The organism is Burkholderia catarinensis, from assembly GCF_001883705.2.
Lineage (GTDB): Bacteria > Pseudomonadota > Gammaproteobacteria > Burkholderiales > Burkholderiaceae > Burkholderia > Burkholderia catarinensis.
The window spans coordinates 125,136-146,899 of the sequence record NZ_MDEQ02000011.1; the positions used below are offsets into that span (position 1 = coordinate 125,136).

The 21,764-nt window shown below is 66.6% G+C and carries 15 protein-coding genes; 4 read left to right on the forward strand and 11 right to left on the reverse strand.

All coding sequences use genetic code 11. From position 1 onward, the window contains the following. Positions 1 to 618 precede the first annotated feature (618 nt). Positions 619 to 5,877 (forward strand): autotransporter outer membrane beta-barrel domain-containing protein, encoded by a 5,259-nt coding sequence (locus tag BFF94_RS19320; protein ID WP_219139677.1) that lies wholly within the window; start codon positions 619 to 621, stop codon positions 5,875 to 5,877. Positions 5,878 to 5,977: 100 nt separating this feature from the next. Here BFF94_RS19320 and BFF94_RS19325 read toward each other — a convergent pair whose 3' ends face one another. The 6 genes from BFF94_RS19325 to BFF94_RS19350 form a co-directional block, all read right to left on the reverse strand. After that, on the reverse strand, positions 5,978 to 6,703 hold the full coding sequence (locus BFF94_RS19325) for an amino acid ABC transporter ATP-binding protein (RefSeq protein ID WP_128842310.1): 726 nt from the start codon (positions 6,701 to 6,703) through the stop codon (positions 5,978 to 5,980). Next, positions 6,700 to 7,377, reverse strand: a complete 678-nt coding sequence (gltK, locus tag BFF94_RS19330) for a glutamate/aspartate ABC transporter permease GltK (protein WP_128842309.1) — start codon at positions 7,375 to 7,377, stop codon at positions 6,700 to 6,702. The genes BFF94_RS19325 and gltK overlap by 4 nt, the downstream gene beginning before the upstream one ends. Next, complete coding sequence (locus BFF94_RS19335) at positions 7,377 to 8,117, reverse strand: amino acid ABC transporter permease (protein ID WP_006483858.1); 741 nt, start codon at positions 8,115 to 8,117, stop codon at positions 7,377 to 7,379. The genes gltK and BFF94_RS19335 overlap by 1 nt, the downstream gene beginning before the upstream one ends. An 84-nt stretch (positions 8,118 to 8,201) precedes the next feature. Further along, on the reverse strand, positions 8,202 to 9,095 hold the full coding sequence (locus tag BFF94_RS19340; RefSeq protein WP_162285536.1) for a glutamate/aspartate ABC transporter substrate-binding protein: 894 nt from the start codon (positions 9,093 to 9,095) through the stop codon (positions 8,202 to 8,204). Between the two features lie 219 nt (positions 9,096 to 9,314). Then, positions 9,315 to 10,601, reverse strand: a complete 1,287-nt coding sequence (locus tag BFF94_RS19345; protein WP_128842307.1) for a Glu/Leu/Phe/Val family dehydrogenase — start codon at positions 10,599 to 10,601, stop codon at positions 9,315 to 9,317. A 278-nt stretch (positions 10,602 to 10,879) separates the two neighbouring features. Then, positions 10,880 to 11,833 carry a LysR substrate-binding domain-containing protein gene (locus BFF94_RS19350; RefSeq protein ID WP_128842306.1) on the reverse strand — a complete coding sequence of 318 codons (954 nt, stop codon included), beginning with the start codon at positions 11,831 to 11,833 and terminating at the stop codon, positions 10,880 to 10,882. Between the two features lie 230 nt (positions 11,834 to 12,063). Here BFF94_RS19350 and purB point away from each other — a divergent pair, with 230 nt between their 5' ends. Next, positions 12,064 to 13,452, forward strand: a complete 1,389-nt coding sequence (gene purB, locus BFF94_RS19355) for an adenylosuccinate lyase (protein WP_219139678.1) — start codon at positions 12,064 to 12,066, stop codon at positions 13,450 to 13,452. Between the two features lie 70 nt (positions 13,453 to 13,522). Here the strand turns inward: purB and BFF94_RS19360 are convergent, their stop codons facing one another. Further along, entirely contained in the window at positions 13,523 to 14,944 is a 1,422-nt protein-coding gene (locus tag BFF94_RS19360) for an NAD(P)/FAD-dependent oxidoreductase (protein ID WP_128841877.1), read from the reverse strand. A gap of 275 nt (positions 14,945 to 15,219) precedes the next feature. Here BFF94_RS19360 and BFF94_RS19365 point away from each other — a divergent pair, with 275 nt between their 5' ends. Beyond that, on the forward strand, positions 15,220 to 15,867 hold the full coding sequence (locus BFF94_RS19365; protein WP_128841876.1) for a TetR/AcrR family transcriptional regulator: 648 nt from the start codon (positions 15,220 to 15,222) through the stop codon (positions 15,865 to 15,867). 71 nt (positions 15,868 to 15,938) lie between these two features. Here the strand turns inward: BFF94_RS19365 and BFF94_RS19370 are convergent, their stop codons facing one another. The 4 genes from BFF94_RS19370 to edd all read right to left on the reverse strand — a co-directional run bounded on the left by BFF94_RS19370 (position 15,939) and on the right by edd (position 20,540). Next, the gene (locus BFF94_RS19370; RefSeq protein ID WP_128841875.1) at positions 15,939 to 16,442 is read right to left on the reverse strand and encodes a gluconokinase; all 504 of its coding nucleotides are present in this window, start codon (positions 16,440 to 16,442) and stop codon (positions 15,939 to 15,941) included. Positions 16,443 to 16,455: 13 nt separating this feature from the next. Further along, positions 16,456 to 17,817: a GntP family permease gene (locus BFF94_RS19375; protein ID WP_128841874.1), complete on the reverse strand. Its 1,362-nt coding sequence runs from the start codon at positions 17,815 to 17,817 to the stop codon at positions 16,456 to 16,458. A 220-nt stretch (positions 17,818 to 18,037) separates the two neighbouring features. Further along, entirely contained in the window at positions 18,038 to 18,664 is a 627-nt protein-coding gene (eda, locus tag BFF94_RS19380) for a bifunctional 4-hydroxy-2-oxoglutarate aldolase/2-dehydro-3-deoxy-phosphogluconate aldolase (RefSeq protein ID WP_128841873.1), read from the reverse strand. A 19-nt stretch (positions 18,665 to 18,683) separates the two neighbouring features. Further along, positions 18,684 to 20,540 carry a phosphogluconate dehydratase gene (edd, locus tag BFF94_RS19385; RefSeq protein WP_128841872.1) on the reverse strand — a complete coding sequence of 619 codons (1,857 nt, stop codon included), beginning with the start codon at positions 20,538 to 20,540 and terminating at the stop codon, positions 18,684 to 18,686. 293 nt (positions 20,541 to 20,833) lie between these two features. Here edd and BFF94_RS19390 point away from each other — a divergent pair, with 293 nt between their 5' ends. Then, positions 20,834 to 21,682 (forward strand): MurR/RpiR family transcriptional regulator, encoded by an 849-nt coding sequence (locus BFF94_RS19390; RefSeq protein ID WP_027783542.1) that lies wholly within the window; start codon positions 20,834 to 20,836, stop codon positions 21,680 to 21,682. Positions 21,683 to 21,764 lie beyond the last annotated feature (82 nt).

Sequence of the window (21,764 nt, forward strand, 5' to 3'; positions counted from 1 at the left end):
TCCGCTTTCCACTTCTCGCACGGCAAGACCGTCGCCCGCAGCGTTCGATCGTGGCGGGCAATTTTGTGCGCACGCGACGCGAAGACTTGCACCGTCGGAGAAAATCACTCGCTCCGTGCCGGCTCTGTTTCATCCGGACCACAGTCCGGCATATTCAATCGAAGCCACACAACATTCGCTTGATTTAATTAATTTTCAAGCGAAAATGACTCAAATGAGAAACAAATAAATCGGCAGACCAGTATCACATATAATCTGCAAACCGCATTCTAGCGCACCGCCCCAACGCGAACCGTGCGCCACCCCACCGATCCGGCAATCACACGCCATCACTCACAAAATCACCAAGAGCCTTATCCACAAAGGCTTTCAGTTCGATTCATCACACAACCAAAAAATACCAAACGAAATCGGCATTATCGCCACATTCATCGTTTTTTTGATAATTGATCGCCCTTTCGGTCAGTAGACTCGGCCCATCCTCGGTGTAACGAATCACGATTGGCGCAGAAACGGCTACGGCCGCTGCACGTCCATTCAGGCCATTGCTCCACCGTGGATTGCGATTTCACTGCATCGCGGTGAATACCACTTCAAAAAGAGAGAGAGGGGCTTGTCGTGAATCACTCATTTCGATCGATATGGAGCGAAACTTCCGGCTGCTGGGTCGCGGTCGCTGAAACGGCACGGGCGCGCGGCAAGCGCTCGGGCGGCGAATCGAGCGCAAGCCGGCGTGCCGTGCACGCGGCGGCATGCCGGTCGCCGCTTCGCATCGCAACGCTCGGCGCCGTGCTGGCCGCGCTGTCGGCCGGCTCCGCGTATGCGTCGACGTGCGGCAGCGGCGCTGCAGTGACGACCGGCGGCACCTGCGCGCCCGGCAGTTTCAGCCCGACCGTCAACGACAACCTGGCGGGCTCCGCCACCGTCTCGGGCGGCGACACCGTCGGCGTGTCGGGCACATGGACCGGCGCCGGCGCCGACCCGGGCTACACGCTCACGCCGATCGGCAGCACGACCATCGTGTCGGGCAACCCGAACCAGCCGCTGCTGTCGCTCGGCGGCAAGACGCACAGCGTCAGCACGCCCGACTCGATCACCGGCACCCGCACGTCGGTCGCGACCTACGACTCGTCCGAGTTCTCCGCGTCGACGGCCGGTGCGACCGAGGTGCCCGTCTACCACGACGTGAACGGCGATCAGTATGTGAACACGCGCATCGGCACCGTCACCGCCACCGGCGGTACGCTCAACGTGTCGATCGGCAATGCGGCGAACGCGCCCGATGCAGCCGGCAACGCGATCTCGATGGCCGCGAAGGGGACCGACCTTACCTTCGCGGACGGCACGGGCTCCACGACAAGCACCGTCAACTGGAACTCGCGCAACCAGATCCGGTTCACCACCGGCGACTACCTTGCGGACGGCGGCGCCATCGGCAGCCGCCAGCTCGACGTGCCGGCCTACGCGGGTACCTTCACCGCGTTCGACGGCAGCACGTGGAAGGTCACCGACGCCGCATCGCTCGCCGCGTACAACGACTTTCTCGTGCGCTCGGTGCAAAGCGGCGCACTCGGCTCGCAGGCCGCCTACGACAGCGCGTTCAGCCAGGCCGTCACGTTCTCGCAGGAAAGCTTCCAGTATCAGAACAACGTGTCCGCGGGCGACAAGAACACGCTGCCGATCGATCACCTGTCGGCGATGCACGGCACGGGCGCGAACGCGACGCTGCATATCGGCAAGGACGGCCAGATCGACTTCCGCGGCACCAACACGATCGTCTCGAGCTCGGCCGTCCTCGCGGAAAACGGCGCGCACTTCATCAACGACGGGCGCCTGTCGGGCGACTTCACGCTGGTGCGCCTGCTGAGCGGTGCAAGCGGCGTCAACAACGGCGCGATCTCGTCCGGGTACGCGTCCGGCGACGACTTCGACACGGGCGGCAGCGCGTCGCCGAACAACTTCAACTACCACGCGTACACCGAAGGCAACGGCGTGTTTGCGAACGGCGCGGGCACCTCGTTCGTCAACAACGGCGTGATGAACGTCGGCGCGTGGACGTTCGACGGCAACCGGCCGGACCTGCAGAACTATGCGGTCGCCGTGACAGGCGGCGCGACGGCATCGAACGCCGGCACGATCAATGTCGGCGTCAACGCGACGACGCTCGACAGCCAGGTGATCGGCGGCCTCGTCGCCAGCGACGGCAGCTTCACGAACCAGGCCGGCGGCACGATCTACCTCGGCCGCTCCGCGCAGTACGCGCCCGGCGGAACGGCAAACGACGTCGCGCTCGCCGCGCACGCGTACGGCATCCTGCTCGGCAATTCCGGCACCGCGCGCAACCTCGGCACGATCGTGATCGGCTCGCAGACGCAGAACGGCGCCGCGATGGCGAGCATCGGCTCGACCTCCGGCGCGCTGACCAACGCAGGCACGATCGTCGTCAACGGCGCGGCGTCCGGCACGCCGCTAGCCAACGTCGGCATGCTCGCGGCCAACACGGCCGCAACCGTGACCAACACCGGCACCATCACGCTGAACGGCGTGAACGGCATCGGCATCATGGTCGTCGGAACCGGCACGACCGCGACGGCCGCGACATCGACCGGCACGATCAACGTGGCCGGCGGCCTCGATCCCGCATCGGGCACGCGCAACTACGGCGTCTGGGCCGAGGGGCCGCGCGCGAAAGCCACGCTCGACGGCGCGCTCAACCTGACGGGCACCGGCGCGATCGGCGTGCACGCGCGCTCGGGCGCGACGATCGACGTCGGCGCCAATGCGGTGCCCGCCTTCATGTCGGGCACGAACCAGATCGGCTTCTACGCGTATGGCGCGGGCTCGAAGATCAACGTCGCCGCGCAGCACCTCAGCGTCGACACCGACGATTCGACGCTGTTCCGCGTCGCGGGCGGCGCGGCCTACACGGGCACGTCGACGGCCGGCGCGCTGACGACCGACGTCAACGGCCAGCGTGCGCGCGGCGTGCTCGCGACCGACGCCGGCACCACGCTGTCGACCGGCAACGCGATCTACAACGTCAACGGCGCGAACGGCATCGCGATCGCGGTCGAGGGCGGCGCGCAAGGCACGATCGACGCGGGCGCGACGATCAACCTGAATGCGGCCAGCGCGATCGCCGGCATCGTCGACGGCCAGGCGCACGACCTCGCCGGCGCGAATGCCGGCGCGCCGGTCGCGACGACGCTGACCAACAACGCCGCCGTCACGTCATCGACCGCCGGCGTGACGGGCTTCGTCGCGCACAACCTCGGCACGCTCGAGAACCGCAACACGGTGCTGCTGACGGGCGCCGGCTCGACGGGCGTCGTGATCGGCGCGCTCGGCACGGTGAACAACGCGTCGACGATCCGCGTATCCAACGGCACCGGCGCGCTCGTACAGGGTGCGTCGGCGACGCTCGCCAACGAGGGTTCGATCGAAGCCGACGACGGCATCGCGGGCGTGCACCTGACGGGCGCAGGTGCATCGGTCGCGCTGTCGGGCGCCGGCACCGTGATCGCGAACGGCAGCGCCGACGGCGTGCTGATCGACTCGACCGTAGCCGGCGGCGGGCTCGCGGCCGGCGCGGCGTCGATCGCGGTCGGCGGCTCGGGCAAGGGGATCGACAACCAGGGGACGAACGCGACGATCGCGCTGTCCGGCACGCAAATCGGCACAACCGGCCGTGGCGCCGACGGCCTGTCGTCGACGGGGGCCGGCGCACGCATCGCGACCGATGCGGCGACCGTCGTCCGGACCACCGGCGACAACGCGCGCGGCTTCTTCGTGTCGGGCACGGATTCGACGCTCGCGGCCAACGGAACGACCGTCGCGACGACCGGTGCGCGTTCGGCCGCGATCGTGACGGACGGCGGCGCGACCGCGCTGCTGTCGGGCGCGAAGATCGCCGCGGCCGGCACGGCGGCCGACGGCGTCGTCGCGCAGAACGGCGGCCGCATCGCCGATACGGGTTCGTCGATCGCCAGCGCGGCCGGCAACGGCGCGACCGCGGACAGCGGCGGCGTGCTCGCGTTGACCGGCACGACGCTCAAGGGCGCGACGGCCGGCGTGCTGACGACGGACACGCTCGCGAACGGCGCGACGAGCTCGGTGCTCGTCGACGGCGGCAGCGTGACGTCCGCCGCCGGGCCGGCATTCGCCGCGCGCGGCGGCACGGCCGACATCGCGGTGCGCAACGGCACGGTCGTGACGGCCGGCAACGGCACGTTGCTCGATCTCGCGAACGGCAGCAACGTGACGTTCAACGCGTCTGCGGTGAACCTCGCCGGCGACATCGTCTCCGACGCATCGAGCACCGGCAACGTATTCCTCGCGAACGGCACGACGCTGACCGGCAAGATCGATCCGGTCGCGCTGACCGTCGACAACACCAGCACGTGGCGCATGACGGGCAGCTCGGTGCTGAGCAGCCTGAACAACGCGGGCCTGGTCGCGTTCGCCGCGCCGACCGGCTCGCCGACGCTCACGGGCAGCTACAAGACGCTGACGACCGGCGGCTACGTCGGCAACGGCGGCACGATCGCGCTCAACACGTTCCTCGGCGCCGATGCGTCGCCGACCGACCAGGTGATCGTGAACGGCGGCGCCGCGAGCGGCACGACGGGCCTGAAGATCGCCAACACCGCCGGCACCGGCGCGCAGACGAAGGGCGACGGGATTCCGGTGATCGTCACCGCGAACGGCGGCACCACGACCGCATCGGCGTTCCATCTCGCGGGCCCCGTGCAGGCCGGCGCGTACGAATACCGCCTCTATCGCGGCGGGCAAAGCGACGCGAACGGCTGGTACCTGCGTTCGCAGCTCGATCCGACGGACCCCGGCGACCCGATCCACCCGTCCGGCGGCGGCAGCGACAACGGGAACGGCGGCAGCGGCACGCTCGCGTATCGCCCTGGCGTCGCAGGCTACGCGCTCACGCCGCTGCTGAACGTCGACTACGGCTTCTCGACGCTCGGCAAGCTGCACGAGCGCGTCGGCGACATCTACAACCTCGGGAAGCAGCAGCCCGGCAACCGCGACGGCGTATGGGGGCGCATCGGCGGCCAGAGCCTCGACGCGAACGCGGGCCGGTTCGCGGCCGACGAGCGCACGTTCTTCGCGCAGTTCGGCAAGGACTGGACGCTCGACCAGGCGCCGAACGGCGGCGGCAGCACGCACGCGGGCGTGACGGCCGGCATCGGCGTGTCGAACGCGAGCTTCAGCGACATGGCGCGCGCCGGCTCGCCGGCGCTGTCGACATCGACGGGCTCGGTCGAGATGCACGCACAGAGCATCGGCGGCTACTGGACACGCTACCTGTCCGACGGCACGTACTTCGACAGCGTCGGGCAGGTCACGCATTACGGCAACCGCTACCGCGACAGCTACGGCAACGAGGCGTCGCAGAACGGTTTCGGCTTCGCGCTGTCGCAGGAGGTCGGCAAGCCGTTCGCGATCGGCAACACGCCGATCGCGGTCGAGCCGCAGGCGCAGCTGATGTATCAGTACCTGAAGCTGAACGGGTTCAACGACAACGTGTCGGCCGTGTCGGGCACGACGACGAACGCGCTGCGCGGCCGCATCGGCGTGCGCATCTTCCGGCCGAACCTCCAGTCGGATTCGGGCGGCGGCGCCGCGACGCCGTACTTCACGGCCGACGTGCTGCACGACTTCCTGTCGCCGGGCCAGACCGTCGTCGGCGGCACGCCGTTCGCGACGCATCTCGGCCGCACGTGGTACGAACTCGGCGTCGGCGTCACCGCGGGCTTCGGCAAGTCGGGCGAGCTGTACGCGAACGCGAAAATCGCGCGCAACATCGGCGGTGCGTACCGGCGCGGCATCGTCGGGCAGGTCGGCTACCGGTACAGCTGGTAACGCACGAGGCGGGAACCCGTGCGCCGGCGGCGGACGAAAAAAAACCGCCCGGCGCTCGGCCGGGCGGTTTTCGCATGGGCGCGCAAAAACGCGCGAACGCTCAGTGCAGGATTTTCGCGAGGAAGTCCTTCGCGCGTTCCGACTTCGGATTCGAGAAGAAATCGTCCTTGCGGTCGTCCTCGACGATCGCGCCCTTGTCCATGAAGATCACGCGATGGGCAACCTTCTTCGCGAAGCCCATCTCGTGCGTGACGACCATCATCGTCATCCCTTCCTGCGCGAGTTCGACCATCACGTCGAGCACTTCGTTGATCATCTCGGGATCGAGCGCGGACGTCGGTTCGTCGAACAGCATCGCGATCGGATCCATCGACAGCGCACGCGCGATCGCGACCCGCTGCTGCTGGCCGCCCGACAACTGGCCCGGAAACTTGTGCGCATGCGCCTTCAGGCCGACGCGATCGAGCAGCTTCATGCCCTTCTCGTTCGCCTCGTCCTTGCCGCGGCCGAGCACCTTGACCTGCGCGAGCGTCAGGTTCTCGGTGATCGACAGGTGCGGGAACAGCTCGAAATGCTGGAACACCATCCCGACCTTCGAGCGCAGCTTCGACAGGTTCGTCTTCTTGTCGCCGACCGACTGGCCGTTCACGAAGATCTCGCCCTGCTGGAACGGCTCGAGGCCGTTCACGGTCTTGATCAGCGTCGACTTGCCCGAGCCCGACGGGCCGCACACGACGACCACTTCGCCTTTCTTGACCTCGGTCGTGCAGTCAGCGAGGACCTGAAACTGGCCGTACCACTTCGAAACGTTCTTGATGGAAATCATCTTGTGACCTTTTTCTGGAGACCCTTGACGAGAGCAGACGCCAACGAGCAAATCACGAAATAGCATGCGCCGGCGAACAGGACCATCTCGACGGTCGTGCCGTCGCGATCGCCGACGTTGGCGGCCGTGCGGAAGAAGTCCGCGAGACTGATCACGTACACGAGCGACGTATCCTGGAACAGCACGATCGCCTGCGTAAGCAGCAGCGGCACCATCGCGCGGAACGCCTGCGGCAGGATCACGAGGCGCATCGCCGTCGCGTAGTTCATGCCGAGCGCGAACGCGGCGTTCGCCTGCCCGCGCGGCACCGCCTGGATGCCCGCGCGGATGATCTCGGAATAATACGCGGCTTCGAACAGCGAGAACGCGACCATCGCCGAGGCGAGGCGAATGTCGATCGTCGGCGACAACCCGAGCACGCCCTGCAGCAACTGCGGCACGATCAGGAAGAACCACAGCAGCACCATCACGAGCGGGATCGAGCGGAACACCGTCACGTAGGCCTGTGCGAACCACGCGAGGGGCTTGACGCCCGACAGCCGCATCAGTGCCAGCAGCGTGCCCCAGACGATCCCGACCACGATCGCGATCAGCGTGATCTGCAACGTGACGATCGCCCCCGTCCACAGCGTCGGCAGCGCGCCGGGAATACTACTCCAGTCGAACTGATGCATCACTTGCCTCCGATATAGCCGGGCAGCCGCGTACGGCCTTCGATCCAGCGCATGAACGCCATCACGACGAGGTTGATCAGCACGTACGCGAGCGTGACCGCGATGAACGACTCATAGGTCTGCGCGGTGTAGTCGACGAGCTGGCGCGCCTGCGCGGACAGGTCGAGCAGGCCGATCGTCGATGCGACGGCGGAGTTCTTGAATATGTTCAGGAATTCCGACGTGAGCGGCGGCACGATGATCCGGTACGCAACGGGCAGCAGCACATAACGGTACGTCTGCCATTGCGTGAAGCCCATCGCGAGGCCGGCGGCGCGCTGGCCCTTCGGCAGCGCGTTGATCCCCGAGCGCACCTGTTCGCACACGCGCGCGCCCGTGAACAGGCCGAGACAGACGATCGACGCGGTAAAGAACTGCGTGGTCGGCGGCAACTGCTTGATCCAGGTGCCGATCGACGCGGGCAGCAGCTCAGGTATCACGAGATACCAGACGAAGAACTGCACGATCAGCGGAATGTTCCGGAAGATCGACACGTACACGGTGCCGATCGCGGACAGCCATTTGTTCGGCACGGTACGCAGCACGCCGAACAGCGAACCGACGATCAGCGCGATGACCCAGGCGACGAGCGACACTTCGATCGTCACCCAGAAGCCGGACATCAGCCATCCGAAATAAGTCGTCGGCTCGCCGGTCGACACGGGGCTCAGGAAGATGCCCCAGTTCCAGTGGTAAGACATGGGCAAGACTCCAGCAAAAAGAAACGGAAGAAGCGTGGCCTCTTCCGTCTCATTAGCGTCATTTTTGCATCAACGGCCGTGTGGTCAGTCGAGCGCCTTGTCGTTCGGGTTCGCGTACAGCTTCTTCATCGATTCGGACAGCGGGAAGTTCAGGTTCAGCCCCTTCGGCGGAATCGGGCTCTCGAACCACTTCGCGTAGATCTTCGCGGCTTCGCCCGACTTCTCGACTTGCGAGATCGCGTCGTCGACGACCTTCTTGAATTCCGCGTCGCCCTTGCGCATCATGCAGCCGTACGCCTCTTCCGATTGCGGCGTGCCGACGATCGCCCAGTCGCCCGGCTTCTTCGCCTTCGCGCGCTCGCCCGCGAGCAGCGCGTCATCCATCATGAACGCGACCGCGCGGCCCGATTCCAGCGTATTGAACGAATCGCCGTGATCCTTCGCGCTGATGATGTTCATGCCCATCTGCTTTTCGTTGTTCATCTTGCGAAGCAGGCGCTCGGACGTCGTGCCGGCCGTCGTCACGACCGTCTTGCCCTTGAGATCGGCGAAATCCTTGACGCCCGAATCGTTCTTCGTCATCAGGCGCGTGCCGATCACGAAGATCGTGTCGGAGAACCCGGCCTGCTGCTGACGCTCGGCGTTGTTGGTCGTCGAGCCGCACTCGATGTCGACCGTGCCGTTCTGCACCAGCGGAATGCGGTTTTGCGACGTGACCGGGATGTTCTTCACCTGCAGGTTCGACAGGCTCAGCTTCTTCTTCACCGCGTCGACCACCTTCATCTGGAATTCGCGCGAATAGCCGACGACCTGCTGCTTTTCGTCATAGTAGGAGAACGGGATCGACGACTCGCGGTGCCCCAGCGCGATCACGCCCGTGTCCTTGATCTTCTTCAGCGTGCCCGTCTCCTGAGCGTGCGCGCCGCTTGCGAATGCGCAAAGCGCCGCGACCATCAGGACTGCCTTGTGGTATTTCATTTTGGTCATCTCCTTGGCTAAAACCCGCGCCAGTGTATCAAAGTAATATTTTTGAAAGTACTGGTTGTTAACCGCACTACGAATCGCCCCGTGCGAAGCCTTCCTCCCGGCTCCGGGCGCCCCGAATGCGCGCGCGGGCGATGCCGGATCCGGCACCGCCCGCGAGGGTTCATATCTGCAATCGGCTGGATTGCGTCATGAATCAATCATAGTCGACGATCAGGGGTAGAGGCCGCGCATTTCGCGCGCCATCAGGATGCGCGTGCACGCGACGATGAACGCCGCCGTGCGCACCGACACCTTGTGCTCTTCCGCGACCGCCCACACGCCGGCGAACGCTTCGCGCATCACGCGCTCGAGGCGGTGGTTGATCTCGTCTTCCGTCCAGAAGAAGCTCGAGAAATCCTGCACCCATTCGAAGTACGACACGGTCACGCCGCCCGCGTTCGCGATCACGTCGGGGATCACGAGCACGCCGTTCGCGCTCAGGATGTCGTCCGCCGCCGTCGTCGTCGGGCCGTTCGCGCCTTCGACGACGATCTTCGTCCGGATCTTCGATGCGTTCTTCTCGGTGATCTGGTTTTCCAGTGCCGCCGGGATCAGGATGTCGGTCTCGACCGTCCAGAACTCGTCGTTCGGCATCGGCTCGGCGCCTTCGAAGCCCGCGACGCCGCCCGTGCGTGCAACGTGGTCGAGCAGCTTGTTCGAATCGAGGCCGGCCGGCTGGTAGATCGTGCCCGTGTGATCCTGCACCGCGATCACCTTCGAACCCGCTTCCTGGAACAGCTTCGCCGCGATGCCGCCGACGTTGCCGAAGCCCTGCACCGCGATGCGCGCGCCTTCGATCTCGAGGCCCTTCTTCTTCGCCGCTTCGCAGCCGACGACGAACACGCCGCGGCCCGTTGCTTCCTTGCGGCCGAGCGAACCGCCGAGCGCGATCGGCTTGCCGGTCACGACGCCGGTCGACGTCTGGCCCTGGTTCATCGAGTAGGTGTCCATCATCCACGCCATCACCTGTTCGTTGGTGTTGACGTCCGGCGCCGGAATGTCGGTGTTCGGGCCGATGATGATGCCGATTTCGCTGGTATAGCGGCGCGTCACGCGCTCGAGCTCACCACGCGACAGCTTGCGCGGGTCGACGCGGATACCGCCCTTCGCACCGCCGTACGGCACGTTCACGGCCGCGTTCTTCACCGACATCCATGCGGACAGCGCCATCACTTCCGACAGCGTCACGTCCTGGTGGTAGCGCACGCCGCCCTTGCCCGGGCCGCGCGACACGTTGTGCTGCACGCGATAGCCCTCGAAGTGCGCGACGGTACCGTTGTCGAGCTCGATGGGCACATCGACGATCAGGATGCGCTTCGGACGCTTCAGCGTTTCGAGCCAGCGCGACAGCGAACCGAGGTACGGCGCGACGCGATCGACCTGCTGAAGGTAGTTGCCCCACGGGCCGAGATCGTCGGCGTGCAGGTAGGACGGGATGGACTGCAATTGCGAAGACATGGATGCTCCAACGTTCAACGGATTGCGCACATTGTCGAAAAACCCGTTTTTTTTATCCAATGCCGTTTGCTTATTCGATTATGCGTTTCTTGCATGATCGCGATTTTTCGCAAATCTGCGGTCGATTTGAGCAAGAACGCCCGCGATCGGCCGCGCATCGCGTCCGCGAAAAATCGGTTTGCCGGCGCACGGGCCGGCCGCCGGACAGCCGTCCGACAGGCACTGCAAGCCCGCCGTCAGCCGGCCGGGCCCGACCGACGGGGATTAACCGGCCGCGGTTAACCGGTGGTGTCGCGCAGTTCGTCGCGCACGACGTCCCACAGCCCGCGCACGAGCTTCTGCCGCGGATCGTCGCCCTGCAGCGCGAGCTTGTCGCAGTACAGCCGGATCTCCATCGTCAGCGTGAACGGATGCGCGCCGCCGCGCGTCGACCGGTCGAGCCGGATCAGGCGGCCGCCCGCGACCGCATCCTCGACAGCGCTGTGCGGCAGGAACGCGACGCCGTGGCCCGCGAGCGCCATCGCCTTCAGCCCTTCGGCCATGTCGGTTTCGTAGACGCGGTCGAGGAACAGCCGCGTCGGCGCGTTCGCGATAATGACTTCCGTCATCCGGCCGAGATACGCGTTCGGCGTATACGACAGATACGGCACGCGCGCGTCGGCCGCGCCCGGCAACGTATGGCGCGGCCGGCCCGTGCGGCCGGGCGCCGAGAACGGGCTGATCGGCTCGCTGCCGAGGATCAGCATGTCGTAGCGCGCCGGATCGAGCGCGACCGGATGGCTCGGGTGGTGGTAGCCCATCACGAGATCGCAGCCGCCCTCGACGAGCGACAGCACCGCGTCGTGCACGTTCAGCGCGCGCAGCCGCGTGTGGACCTGGCCCATCTTCGCCTCGATCCGCTGCAGCCAGCGCGGGAAATACGTGAGCGACAGCGTGTGCGGCACCGCGAACTCGATCGTCGGCACCGGCGCGCCGACGTGGCCGCGCAGCAGCGTGCGCGCCTCGTGCGCCTGCGACAGCATCGTCAGCGCCTGCTCGTAAAAGATCTGCCCGGCCTGCGTGAGCCGCGTCGGATAAACCGAACGATCGATCAGTTCGGTCGCGAGCCATGCCTCGAGCGCCTGGATGCGCCGCGAAAACGCCGGCTGCGACACGTGCCGCAGTTCGGCGGACCGGCTAAAGCTGCGCGTTTCCGCGAGCGAGACGAAGTCTTCGAGCCATTTCAGTTCCATGCAGGCGGGCGCGGCGGGCGGCGGTCGGGAAGAAGCCTGCATTCTACCGGCGGGCGGGCCCGGCCGGCGGTGCGGCGAGCGGCGCGGCGCCCCGCCGGGGACCGGCGCCGGCGCGGCATTTGCACGCGGCGGGGCCCGCCGGCCGCGCGCGGCGGGGATCGTCGCGCGCCGATGGTAAAATGCCGGATTCTCCTCCCCTCGCTCGACCCGGCTCCAAGGCCCGCCCGATCATGTCCGACACTCGTCCCGATACGCTTTTCGCCCTCACCGCGCTCTCGCCCATCGACGGCCGCTACGCCAGCAAGACCGAAGCGCTGCGCGACTGGCTCTCCGAAGCCGCCTTCATGCGCCACCGCGTCACCGTCGAGGTGCACTGGCTGATCGCGCTGTCGCGCGCCGGCTTCGCGGAAGTTCCGCGCTTCTCCGATGCGTCTGAGCAGTTCCTGCTGCAACTCGCCGAGCGCTTCACCGCGCACGATGCCGCCCGCATCAAGGAAATCGAGCGTGTGACGAACCACGACGTGAAGGCCGTCGAATACTGGCTGAAGGAATCGGTGAAAGGCCAGGCCGAACTCGAGAAGGCGAGCGAATTCATCCACTTCGCGTGCACGTCCGAGGACATCAACAACACGTCGCACGGGATGATGCTCGCCGGCGCGCGCGAGCACGTGATCGTGCCGGCGCTGCGCACGGTCCACCAGCGCCTCGTCGCGCTTTCGCACGCGCACGCCGAGCAGCCGATGCTGTCGCGCACGCACGGCCAGCCGGCCAGCCCGACGACGCTCGGCAAGGAGCTCGCGAACGTCGCCGCGCGCCTCGCACGTGCGATCGCGCGCATCGAGAAGGTCGAGATCCTCGGCAAGATGAACGGCGCGGTCGGCAACTTCAACGCGCATCTCTCGGCGTATCCGGAAATCGACTGGGAAGCGTTCTCGCGCGACGTGATCGAGAACCGCCTGAAGCTCACGTTCAACCCGTACACGATCCAGATCGAGCCGCACGACTACATGGCCGAACTGTTCGACGCGGTCGCGCGCGCGAACACGATCCTGCTCGACCTCGACCGCGACGTGTGGGGCTACATCTCGGTCGGCTACTTCAAGCAGAAGACGAAGGCCGGCGAAATCGGCTCGTCGACGATGCCGCACAAGGTCAACCCGATCGACTTCGAGAATTCGGAAGGCAACCTCGGCCTCGCGAACGCGACGCTGCGCCACCTCGCCGACAAGCTGCCGGTGTCGCGCTGGCAGCGCGACCTGACCGACTCGACGGTGCTGCGCAACATGGGCGTCGCGCTCGGCTACTCGCTGCTCGCATACGACTCGCTGATCCGCGGCCTCGACAAGCTCGAAGTGAACCCGCAGCGCCTGAACGAAGATCTCGACAACTGCTGGGAAGTGCTCGCCGAGCCGGTGCAGACGGTGATGCGCCGCTACGGCATCGAGAACCCGTACGAGCAGCTGAAGGAACTGACGCGCGGCAAGGGCATCACGCGCGAAGCGCTGCAGCAGTTCGTCGGCACGCTCGCGATCCCGCAGGATGCGAAGGACCGCCTGCTCGCGATGACGCCCGCGTCGTACATCGGCAAGGCCGTCGAACTCGCGAAGCGGATCGCGTAAGCGCCGCCGTCGCCGGACGTGAAAAAGCCCGATGCGATTGCTCGCATCGGGCTTTTTGCTTTTCGGCCGCTCAGAACGAGATCATCCGGCCCGGGTTGAGCGCACTCATCACGCTCATCGCGGCCTTCGCCGTCGGGATCGCGATCGGCGACAACTGCCGGCCGAGCGGAATCGCGCGATGATCGATGCCGGTCAGCATCGAGAAATCGTCGCTGCGTCCGACGAAATCGTCGCAGATCGCCTTGCCGATCCGCACCGTCTGCGCGACGCCGTGGCCGCTCCAGCCCTGCACCATGTACATCGGCACGCGGCCGTCGGTCTTGCGGCTGTCGGTCGCGCCGTTCAGCGTAAAGTCGCTGACGCCGCTCCAGCAGTAGTCGAGCGCGAACTGGCCGTCGCCCTGCGGAAACACCGTGTTCAGCCGCGTCAGCAGGTACGCGTTGACGTCGGGCTGCGCCCAGCAGGTGCCGGTGCCCTGCCCGCCGAACAGCAGCCGGTTGCCGCGCACCGGCCGGTAGTAGTCGATCTGGAACTGCGTGTCGTACACCGGCATGCCGGCCGGCATCAGCGTCGCGACATCGACGTCGAGCGGCGCCGTCACGCTCACGTACGTGAAGAACGGCACCGTGGTCGCCGCGCCGTCGTCGAGCAGCCGGAACGTCGTGTTGTGCAGCGCGAGCACGACGCCCTTGCGCGCGGTGATCGTGCCGCCCGGCGTCGTCGCGACGACGCCCGCGGGCGTCTCGTCGAGCTCGAGCACCTCGGTGCCCTCGAACAGCGCGCCGCCGTTCAGCCGGAAGCCGTGCACGAGGCCGCGCACGAGCGCGAGCGGATGGATCTGCCCGCCGATCGCGTCGATCGCCGCGCCGTGGTACAGCCCCGAGCGCACGTATTCGTCGTGCAGCTGATGGCGGCCGACGAGCGTCACGCCTGCGTCGCCGAGATGGCGGCGCGCATCCGCGCCGTCGAGCAACGCGCTCATGTGGCCGGGGTGGACTGCCGCGGTGATGTGGCCGCGCTTGCGGTCGAGATCGAGCGCGTAACGCGCGCCGATCGCATCGATCAGGTCCATCGATTCGACCGACGCGAAGCGCCACAGCCGCTTCGCATCGTCGTGCGGCAGGTGGTCGATCATGTCGGCGGCTTCCCAGCGCGCGAGGCCCGGCGTGAGCTGCCCGCCGTTGCGGCCCGATGCGGCCGAGCCGACGTGATGCTTGTCGACGAGGATCGTGTCGACGCCCGCTTCCGCGAGATGCAGCGCGGCCGATGCGCCGAGCAGCCCCGCGCCGATCACGAGCACGTCGCAGACGGCATCGTGCGCGAGCGGCGCACCGTTCGCGTGGCGCGACAGCGACGCCTCGTACCAGTTGGCCGGGCGCTCGCCGTCATAGCGGGCCGGGTCGCACCAGTTCCAGTTGTCCTTTTCGATGTTCAGTTGCGTTTGCCCGAAACGCGATTCGCCCTGGATCAGGGGATGGTGATTGGAATTCATGATTGCACTTGCATGGTCTTGGCCGCCTGTCGAAGAGCCTTCTGGCTTCGCGGGTGGGGCAGCCGGTTCCACATGGGTGTCAACGATAAAAAGGGGCGCGATGGCCCGTGTTGACGGCGGACACGCTCGTGCCGCCTGGGTCCCGGACCGTGCGAAAGCACGCATTGAAAGATGCCGGGACACCCAATTTCTACACCGCAGAAATAATTCTACAGTGTAGAATAAGCTTTCGTCAAGTTTACGGCCGGCCCTGCTCCGGCCGCCAGCCCGCATCGATGAAAGACAAACCCGCCCAGGGCCCGCGTGGCCTCGACAAGGACGCGATCGTCGCGGCCGCGCTCGCGCTGCTCGAAGACGTCGGCGAAGCCGCATTCAGTGTGCGCAAGCTCGCGCAGTCGGTCGGCTGCGACCCGATGAGCGTGCTGTATCACTTCAAGTCGAAGGACGGCCTGAGCCGCGCGATCGCGAACGCATTGTCGCGCTCGCTCGTGCCGGTCGACGACGCGCTGCCGTGGCGCGAACGGCTGCGCGATCTCGCGCGCCAGTACCGCGCGCTCGCGCAGCGCTACCCTGCCGCGTTCGCGCTGCTGCAGCGGCACATGAGCACGGGGCCGGCCGATCTCGCGCACATCGAGGCCGTGCATCGTGCGCTGGCCGACGCCGGCATCCCGCGTGCGGCGCTGCCGTCGGTGTGCGTCGGCTGGTATGCGAGCGTGATCGGGCTTGCCGCCGCCGAGGCCGGCGGCCTCACGCGCGCCGCGAACGACGTCGAACTCGCGGAAATGAACGCGCTGTCCGACACCGAGCATCCGCTCGTCAGGTCGGCCGCCCCGCTCTATGCGCAGCTCGATCCGGAAATCGTGCACGACACGATGCTCGACGTACTGCTCGACGGCATCGCACAGCGCGCGGACGCAGCCTGACCGGCACGCGTGCCGCCAACGAAAAAGGCGCCCGAAGGCGCCTTTTTCATGACGATTGCCGCGAACCGCGCTCAGTGCTGCTGCGCGATGCCGATCTTCAGCAGGACCTGATCGACGATCTGTTCGGGCGTCAGCTCGATGCTGACCTCGATCGCTTCGTCCGGGCCCGGCTCCTCGAGCGTGTCGAGCTGGCTCTTCAGCAGCGACGGATCGAAGAAATGGCCGGTGCGGCTCTTCAGGCGCTCGTGCAACACCTCGAACGAACCCTTCAGATACACGAACCGCACGTCGGTGTCGGTGCCGCGCAGCACGTCGCGGTACGACCGCTTCAGCGACGAGCACGTGAACACGGCCGTCTCGCCGGCGCGCTGCTTTTCCTCGATGGCCTCGCGGATCGTGCGCAGCCACGGCCAGCGGTCGTCGTCGGTCAGCGGAATGCCGTGATGCATCTTTTCCTTGTTCGCCGCGCTGTGAAACGCGTCGCCATCGGTATAGCTGCACGACAGGCGCTCCGCCAGCATTTCGCCGATTCGCGACTTGCCCGCGCCCGACACGCCCATTGCGATCAGAATCATTGACTACCCCTTGTTACAGAACCACGCTCAGCAGCAACGTGAAGCTAAGACCGAGCACCGAGATGATGGTTTCAAGCAGCGACCAGGTCTTGAACGTCTGACCCACCGTCATCCCGAAGTATTCCTTGATCAGCCAGAAGCCGCCGTCGTTCACGTGCGAGAAGATCAGCGAGCCCGAGCCGGTGGCGAGCACCAGCAGCTCCGGGCTGACCGCCGCGCCGGACGCCGCCGCGATCGGCGCGACGATGCCGCAGGCCGTCGTCATCGCGACCGTCGCCGACCCCGTCGCGAGACGCATCAGTGCCGCGACGAACCAGCCGAGCAGCAGCGGCGACAGATGCGCGTGCTTCGCGGTCTCGACGATCTGCTGCGAGATCCCGCTGTCGCGCAGGACGCCGCCGAAGCCGCCGCCCGCGCCGACGATCAGCGTGATCCCGGCGATCGGCGCCAGGCACTCGCCGCAGAACTTCTGGATCTGGTCGCGGTTGAAACCCTGCAGCTTGCCGAACGTGAAGAAGCTCACGAGCACGGCGATCAGCAGCGCGACGTCCGAGTTACCGGCAAAGCGCAGCAGGTTGTTCGGCAGCGACTTCGGCGCGAACAGCAGGTCGGCCCAGCTGCCGACGAGCATCAGCACGACGGGCAGCAGGATCGTGAACAGCGTGATGCCGAAGCTCGGCAGCTCGCGCTTGCGGCCGTCCGTATGCGTATCGACGAACTGCGCCGCGAGCGGATTGTTTTCCGGCAGCTTCACGAACTTCGAGATCATCAGCGCGAACAGCGGACCCGCGATGATCGCGGTCGGCACGCCGACGATCAGGCCGAATGCGATCGTCTTGCCGATATCGGCGCCGTATTGCTGGACGGCCAGCAGCGCGGCCGGGTGCGGCGGGATCAGCCCGTGCACGACGGACAAGCCGGCCACCATCGGCAGGCCGACGACGAGCAGCGACTTGCCGGTGCGCTTCGCGACGTTGAACGCGATCGGGATCAGCAGCACGAAGCCGACTTCGAAGAACACCGGCAGGCCGACGATGATCGCGACGAACATCATCGCCCAGTGGATGTTCTTTTCACCGAACCAGTCGATCAGCGTGGTCGCGATCCGTTCGGCGCCGCCCGATTCGGCCATCATCTTGCCGAGCATCGTGCCGAGGCCGACGACGATCGCGATGTGACCGAGCGTGCCGCCGGTGCCCGTTTCGAACGACTTGACGATCTTGTCCATCGGCATGCCGACGACGAGACCGAGGCCGAGCGAAACGATGATCAGCACCAGGAACGGGTAGATCTTGTAGCGCGCGATCATCAGGATCAGCGCGGCAATCGCGATCAGCGTGAATACGAGCAGCATGCTGCCTTGGACAGCCCCCATGTGGCACTCCTCCTAGAATTGTTCGAACCGGGCAGGTTGTTGCGAGTATGCCCGGCTATGCAGGTCTCCGGAACACGGGGGGTACCCACCCCGTCAGGACGCTGAATTTTACTGATCTTTGCGGCCTGCGGATAGAACCGGTTCCATCAGCAAAAACCCTCGGTAAAACAAGCACTAAGGTGCCTGCTTCCGAGGGTCAAACGATCATTTCGTACAAGTCTTAACGGGGGAGCTGGCTCGCGGCTTGCGCGAGGCGCGTGACTTCGGCCCAGTCCTGCGCGGCGAGCGCGGCCTTCGGCGTGAGCCACGAGCCGCCGACGCAGACGACGTTCGGCAGCTTCAGGAAATTCGGCGCGGTTTCGACCGTGATGCCGCCCGTCGGGCAGAACTTCAGCGCCGGGAACGGGCCGTGGAATGCCTGCAGCATCGGCACGCCGCCCGCCTGCTGCGCAGGGAAGAATTTCACGATCTCGTAGCCGAATTCGAGCGCCTGGATGATGTCGCTCGGCGTCATCACACCCGGCAGCAGCGGCAGGCCCGCGTCGAGCGACGCGAGGTGCAGGTCCTTCGTCAGGCCCGGCGACACGCCGAACTTCGCGCCCGCACGCTTGGCCTGCGCGCAATGCTCGGGCTTCGTGATCGTGCCGACGCCGACGACGATGTCGTCCGCGAGCTGGCTCGCGCGCTGGATCGCCTCCAGGCCGGCCGGCGTGCGCAGCGTGATCTCGAGCACCTTCACGCCGCCCGCGTGCAATGCGCGCGACACGTGCTCGCCCTGCTCGACCGAGTCGAATGCGAGCACCGGGATGACCGGGCCCAGCTTCACGATTTCACCAATCGTCTTCATTAAATTTGCTCCTTGAAATTCATGCTGCGACGTGGGCGGCCGCTTCGCCGACCATCGTCCCGAAAACCGACGCGCCCTGCTCGGCCGGCGCGGCGGCCGCGCGGAACACGCCGAACAGTTCACGCCCGAACCCGACTTCGTTCTCGGCCTGGTGCAACGGCTGCGCGACCGGTCGCGCCTGCCACTCGGCCGCGTCGATCTCGATGTCGAGCACGCCGGCTTCCGCGTCGATCACGAGCGTATCGCCCGTCTTCACCTTGCCGAGCGGGCCGGCCAGCAACGCTTCCGGCGACACGTGGATCACGGCCGGCACCTTGCCCGACGCGCCCGACATGCGGCCGTCGGTGACGAGCGCAACGTGGAAGCCCTGATCCTGCAGCACGCCGAGCAGCGGCGTCAAACGGTGCAGCTCGGGCATCCCGTTCGCGCGCGCGCCCTGGAAGCGCACGACCGCGACGAAATCGCGCTTCAGCTCGCCGCGATCGAACGCGGCCTGCACGGCTTCCTGCGAATCGAACACGATCGCGGGCGCCGTCACCTTGCGGTGCTCGGGCGCGACCGCCGAAATCTTGATCACGCCGCGGCCGAGCCGGCCCTGCATCAGGCGCAGGCCGCCGTCCGGCTGGAACGGGTCGCGGATGCCGCGCAGCACCTTCGTGTCGTGGCTCTCGGCCGCGCCGTCGACCCACGTCAGCTTGCCGTCGATCAGCTTCGGCTCCCTCGTGTAATGCGACAGCCCCTTGCCGGCGACCGTCGTTACGTCCTCGTGCAGCAGCCCGCCTTCGAGCAGGTTGCGCACCAGGAACGCGACGCCGCCCGCCGCGTGGAAGTGGTTCACGTCGGCCTTGCCGTTCGGGTAGATCTTCGCGAGCAACGGCACGACGGCCGACAGTTCGTCGAAGTCGTTCCAGTCGATCAGCACGCCGGCCGCGCGCGCGATCGCGACGAGGTGCAGCGTGTGGTTGGTCGAGCCGCCCGTCGCGAGCAGCGCGACGATCCCGTTGACGATGGCCTTCTCGTCGATCACATGGCCGATCGGCGTGTACTGGCCGCGCTCGACGGTCAGGTCGAGCACGCGGCGCGCGGCCTCGGCCGTCAGCGCGGTGCGCAGCGGCGTGTGCGGATGGACGAATGCCGAGCCCGGCAGGTGCAGCCCCATCAGCTCCATCAGCATCTGGTTGCTGTTTGCGGTGCCGTAGAACGTGCAGGTGCCGTGGCCGTGATACGCGGCCGATTCGGCTTCGAGCAGCGCGTCGCGGCCGACCTGGCCGGTCGCGAACTGCTGGCGGATCTTCGCCTTGTCGTCGTTCGACAGGCCGCTCGTCATCGGGCCGGCCGGCACGAAGATGGTCGGCAGGTGGCCGAACTGCAGCGCGCCGATCAGGAGACCCGGCACGATCTTGTCGCAGATGCCGAGGCACAGCGCCGCGTCGAACATGTTGTGCGTGAGCGCGATCGCCGTACCCATCGCGATCGCCTCGCGCGAGAACAGCGACAGCTCCATCCCCGGGTTGCCCTGCGTAACGCCGTCGCACATCGCCGGCACGCCGCCCGCGAACTGCGCGACACCGCCGTTCTCGCGCGCGGCCACCTTGATGATCTCGGGGAAATCCTTGTACGGCGCATGGGCGGACAGCATCTCGTTGTACGAGGACACGATGCCGATGTTCGGCTCGCGGATCGCCTTGATCGCGAACTTGTCATTGCCCTCGAGGCCCGCGAAACCGTGCGCGAGGTTCGCGCACGACAGCGCGCCGCGCACCGGAAACTTGCCCTGCGCGCCGTCAATGCGCTGCAGATAGGCGGAACGGGTGGATTGGCTGCGGGCGATCACGCGTTCGGTGACCTTCGCCAGAGTGGGGTGCAGCGACGTCATGCTGGGCGCTCCTGTATGCCGGCCGACACCGGCGGTTGGAATCGTGGGGACGGTCGAGTGCGTCGACAGAACGAAGTCAGTCTAGTAGAAAAACTACAAGCACGCAATGCAGATCGTTTCGCACGCAATCCTTATTCCCGCCACCAGCAAGGCTTTACCTAGTGAAAACCCTAATTTAACTCGCCGCCATCACCCTGAAAGGCCTGGGATGGCGCTAGTATTTTCATGTAGATTTTCTACAATTCGATTGCGATACACTCGCTCATCCGAACCCGATTCCTGCCTGCCATCCCATGCTGCCCCGCATTGAAGCAATCCGCGCCGAGTTGCGTCCGTCCGAGCGCAAGCTCGCCGACTACATCCTCGCCGCGCCGCGCGAGGTGCTCGACCTCGCGATGACCGAGCTGTCGACGCGCGCGGGCGTCAGCCAGCCGACGATCGCGCGCTTCTGCCAGGCGCTCGGCTGCAGCGGCTTTCGCGAATTCAAGATCCGGCTCGCGCAGAGCGTCGCGCCGGGCGTGTCGTCGGTGTATCGCGACGTCGAGCCCGACGAACCGGCGCCCGGCATCATCGGCAAGGTGTTCGACCGCACGATCGGCGCGCTGATCGAGGTGCGCAACAGCCTGTCCGCGGGCAGCGTGGCCGATGCGATCGCGCTGCTGTCGAACGCGTCGCGGATCGAGTTCTACGGCGCCGGCGGCTCGGGCATCGCCGCGCAGGACATCCAGCACAAGTTCTTCCGGCTCGGCGTGCCGAGCGTCGCGTATTCGGATCCGCACACGTTCTCGATGTCGTCGGCGCTGCTCGGGCCGCACGACGTCGTCGTCGCGATCTCGAACACCGGCCGCACGCGCGACATCGTCGACGCCGCGCGCTCCGCGCTCGCGTGCGGCGCGAAGGTCGTCGCGATCACGCAAAGCCATTCGCCGCTCGCGAAGCTCGCGACGGTGAGTCTCGCATCGAACGTCGCCGAGGAAACGGACGTGTTCTCGCCGATGACGTCGCGGATGTCGCATCTCGCGATCGGCGATATCCTCGCGGTGGGCGTCGCGCTGTCGCGCGGCCCCGCGCTGATGGAACGGGTCGGCCGCGCGAAGGAAGCGATCACGCGCCGCCGGATCGACGACGGCACGAAGGATTGAGAAGGCGCCGCGCCGAGCGTGCGCAAACGAAAAACGGCGCCCCGCGGGGCGCCGTTGCGCATGAATCGGGACGGCCGGCTCG

What these genes read in the sequence shown, in the direction of transcription:
- BFF94_RS19325 (WP_128842310.1), bottom strand. Translation starts at nt 6,703, where the DNA reads ATGATTTCCATCAAGAACGTTTCGAAGTGGTACGGCCAGTTTCAGGTC.
- gltK (WP_128842309.1), bottom strand. Translation starts at nt 7,377, where the DNA reads ATGCATCAGTTCGACTGGAGTAGTATTCCCGGCGCGCTGCCGACGCTG.
- BFF94_RS19335 (WP_006483858.1), bottom strand. Translation starts at nt 8,117, where the DNA reads ATGTCTTACCACTGGAACTGGGGCATCTTCCTGAGCCCCGTGTCGACC.
- BFF94_RS19340 (WP_162285536.1), bottom strand. Translation starts at nt 9,095, where the DNA reads ATGAAATACCACAAGGCAGTCCTGATGGTCGCGGCGCTTTGCGCATTC.
- BFF94_RS19345 (WP_128842307.1), bottom strand. Translation starts at nt 10,601, where the DNA reads ATGTCTTCGCAATTGCAGTCCATCCCGTCCTACCTGCACGCCGACGAT.
- BFF94_RS19350 (WP_128842306.1), bottom strand. Translation starts at nt 11,833, where the DNA reads ATGGAACTGAAATGGCTCGAAGACTTCGTCTCGCTCGCGGAAACGCGC.
- purB (WP_219139678.1), top strand. Translation starts at nt 12,064, where the DNA reads ATGTCCGACACTCGTCCCGATACGCTTTTCGCCCTCACCGCGCTCTCG.
- BFF94_RS19360 (WP_128841877.1), bottom strand. Translation starts at nt 14,944, where the DNA reads ATGAATTCCAATCACCATCCCCTGATCCAGGGCGAATCGCGTTTCGGG.
- BFF94_RS19365 (WP_128841876.1), top strand. Translation starts at nt 15,220, where the DNA reads ATGAAAGACAAACCCGCCCAGGGCCCGCGTGGCCTCGACAAGGACGCG.
- BFF94_RS19370 (WP_128841875.1), bottom strand. Translation starts at nt 16,442, where the DNA reads ATGATTCTGATCGCAATGGGCGTGTCGGGCGCGGGCAAGTCGCGAATC.
- BFF94_RS19375 (WP_128841874.1), bottom strand. Translation starts at nt 17,817, where the DNA reads ATGGGGGCTGTCCAAGGCAGCATGCTGCTCGTATTCACGCTGATCGCG.
- eda (WP_128841873.1), bottom strand. Translation starts at nt 18,664, where the DNA reads ATGAAGACGATTGGTGAAATCGTGAAGCTGGGCCCGGTCATCCCGGTG.
- edd (WP_128841872.1), bottom strand. Translation starts at nt 20,540, where the DNA reads ATGACGTCGCTGCACCCCACTCTGGCGAAGGTCACCGAACGCGTGATC.
- BFF94_RS19390 (WP_027783542.1), top strand. Translation starts at nt 20,834, where the DNA reads ATGCTGCCCCGCATTGAAGCAATCCGCGCCGAGTTGCGTCCGTCCGAG.